3 protein-coding genes are annotated in these 1,815 nt (G+C 71.2%); 2 read left to right on the forward strand and 1 reads right to left on the reverse strand.

What is annotated here, in order from left to right:
* A partial coding sequence (locus GV790_RS28785) for an FGGY family carbohydrate kinase (RefSeq protein WP_256673597.1) occupies window positions 1–455 on the reverse strand: 455 nt, incomplete at its 3' end.
* A gap of 129 nt (window positions 456–584) precedes the next feature.
* Here GV790_RS28785 and GV790_RS28790 point away from each other — a divergent pair.
* Complete coding sequence (locus tag GV790_RS28790; protein ID WP_163817975.1) at window positions 585–1,340, forward strand: IclR family transcriptional regulator; 756 nt, start codon at window positions 585–587, stop codon at window positions 1,338–1,340.
* A partial coding sequence (locus GV790_RS28795; protein ID WP_256673599.1) for an FGGY family carbohydrate kinase occupies window positions 1,337–1,815 on the forward strand: 479 nt, incomplete at its 3' end. The genes GV790_RS28790 and GV790_RS28795, both read left to right, overlap by 4 nt.

The raw sequence follows: 1,815 nt of genomic DNA on the forward strand, positions 1-1,815 counted from the left end.
GCGGCGAGCAGGCCCGGCTGGGTGTCGAGCAGCCAGCGGATTTTGCCGCCGGAGAAGTAGGTGGCCGGTGGCAGTCCGGTGCGGTGGCGGATGAGTGGGCCCGCGGTGGCGTCGAGTTCGGCGGCGATGCGGTCGGTGCGGGTGTCTTGCCAGACGATGGCGTTGTGGTGCGGGCGGCCGGTGTGACGGTCCCAGATGACGGTGGTTTCGCGTTGGTTGGTCAGTCCGATGGCGGCGAGGTCGCTCGAGCGCAGGCCGTGGCGGTCCAGGGCGGTCCGGATGACGGTGCAGCTGCGTTCCCAGATGTCGAGCGGGTCGTGTTCGACCCAGCCGGGGCGCGGCAGGATCTGCTGGTGTTCGAGCTGGTGGCCGGCGACGACGGTTCCGGTGTGGTCGAAGACCAGGAATCGGGTGCTCGTGGTGCCTTGGTCGAGGGCGCCGATGAAGTCGGTCATCTGTTCTCCGCGGTCGGGGCTCGCTGCCCCGTCGCAGGAGCGGCCACCGCCGAACGTAGGCAGCCTCGCCACTGCCCACAACGGGGTGCGTTCGACAATGTCGAACGGTTCGCCCGCTACGGTGGTGGGGTGCCCGGACCCATTCAGTCGATCGAGCGAGCCGCCGCGATCATGGCGCTGGTGGCGCAGGCGCCGTTCGGTATCGGGGTGAGCGAGGTGGCGGGTGCGCTGGGGCTGCCGAAGGCCACGGTGCACGGGTTGCTGCGCACCCTGCACGGGGTGGGGTATGTGACCCAGGATGCGCGCACCGGGAAGTACCGGATGGGTGCGGCGCCCTCCGGGGCGGGTATGGACACCAATGTGCTGCGCTCGTATGCGATGAACTGGGCCGACACTCTGGCGGCGCGGTCGGGGGAATCGGTGCGGATGGGTGCGGTACACGATGAGGGGGTGCAGATCGTGCATCACGTGTTCCGCCCCGATCGGTCGCCGCAGCGGCTGCGGGTGGGTGTGGTGCTGCCGTTGCATGCGACGGCGCTGGGCAAGGTGCTGCTCGCCTACACACCCGGCCTCGCCGAACGTGGCGGCGAACTGCCCGGCTACACCCACCGCACGATCACCGCACCGCGTGCGCTGCACGCCGAGATCGCGCAGGCGCGGGCGCAGGGGTTCGCCATCGACGTCGGTGAATTCGCGGCCGAACGGGCGTCGGTGGCGGCGCCGGTGCGCGATCCCGGTGGACGCGTCGTCGGCGCGATCGGTGTGGTGGGGTCGGTCGACCGGGTGAGCGGTGCCGCGCGGGCGGGGCTGGTGGAGGTGGTGCGGTCGGCGGCGGCGGCGATCTCGGCCGATATCGCCGCCGATCGGGCGCGGGTGCGGCGATGAGGGCGCCGCGGCGGGCGAGCAACCGGTATGTGCTGGCCGTCGATCAGGGCACGACGTCGAGTCGCGCCATCGTCTACGACGCGGCCGGGCAGCTGGTGTCGGTGCTGCAGCGTGAGCATCGTCAGCTGTATCCGGCGGCCGGGCAGGTCGAACACGATGCGAACGAGGTGCGCCGCCAGGTGCAGGCGTTGATCGGGCGGGCGATCACCGCGGCCGGGATCGGTGCCGGGCAGGTGGTGGGGATCGGGATCGCCAATCAACGTGAGACGACGGTGCTATGGGATCGGCGCACCGGCCGCCCGGTGGGCAATGCCATTGTCTGGCAGGACACCCGAACCGACGACCTCGTCGCGCACCTGTCCGCCCGGCCCGGGGTCGACGAGGTGAGCGAACTCAGTGGGCTACCGCTGCTCGGCTATTTCGCCGCCCCCCGCATCCGCTGGCTACTCGACCGCGACGAACGCCTGCGCGCGGG

Source organism: Nocardia cyriacigeorgica, assembly GCF_010858045.1.
GTDB lineage: Bacteria > Actinomycetota > Actinomycetes > Mycobacteriales > Mycobacteriaceae > Nocardia > Nocardia cyriacigeorgica_E.